1 pseudogene is annotated in these 828 nt (G+C 64.6%); it reads left to right on the forward strand.

Going from position 1 to position 828, the window contains the following annotated elements:
• Nucleotides 1-828: pseudogene (locus tag EOC93_RS33600) on the forward strand (DNA primase); the annotation flags it as partial.

Consider the following 828-nt stretch of genomic DNA (forward strand, 5'->3'; position numbering starts at 1 on the left):
AGGCGCGGCCGCTCGCCGACCTTTTGTGGGTGCGCGAAACGGCCGGCGGCATCTTCGACACGCCGGAGCGGCGGGCGGAACTGGAAAAAACGCTGCGCGAACTGACCAGCCGCATCCGCGACGAGAGCTTGCGCTATCACTACCAACAGGAAATGCGCGAGCGGGTGCTAAGCTTTTTTGGTGCCCAGCGCGGGCGCCAAGAGCGTCGTCAAGATGGGCGTCAAGGTGGGCGGCCCGGCGAGCGCTTTCAGGGCAAGGGCTCAGCTCCTGGCGGACAGTTCGCACGCGGCGGCGGTGGACGTACCGCGATCACCGAAAGCCTCGGCCGTTCGGCGCTGGTCAAGCGCAGCAGCGAGGGAATGTCGGTGCGCGAGGCGACGATCATTGCAGCTCTTGTTAATCATCCGGCGCTGATCGACGAGAATTTCGCCCATGTCGAGTTCCTCGACCTCGCCAACACCGATCTGAAGCGATTGCACGCGGCCATTCTCGACGCGATGGCCCATGACATGGCCAACGACCGCAACGCGGTGATCGCGACGATCGAACGGGCCGGCTGCGGCGAAATCTGGGCGCGCGCGGTGGCGCTGATCAAGCGGGCGCGGCAATGGCCGGCGCTGGAAACCGCCGGACTTGACGATGCCCGCGACGCCTTCAGCCAAGCTCTCCACTTGCAGCGCAGCGCGCGCACCTTACATAAGGAGCTGAAACAGGCGGAAGCGGCGCTCGCCAGCGATCCCACAGACGAAAACTATCGGCATCTCGTCGAGATCCAGGCGCAATTTCGTGATGTGCAAGCAACGGAAGCGCTGATCGAAGGGTTCGGCG

It is taken from the genome of Mesorhizobium sp. M6A.T.Ce.TU.002.03.1.1 (assembly GCF_003997275.1).
GTDB classification, from domain to species: domain Bacteria; phylum Pseudomonadota; class Alphaproteobacteria; order Rhizobiales; family Rhizobiaceae; genus Mesorhizobium; species Mesorhizobium mediterraneum.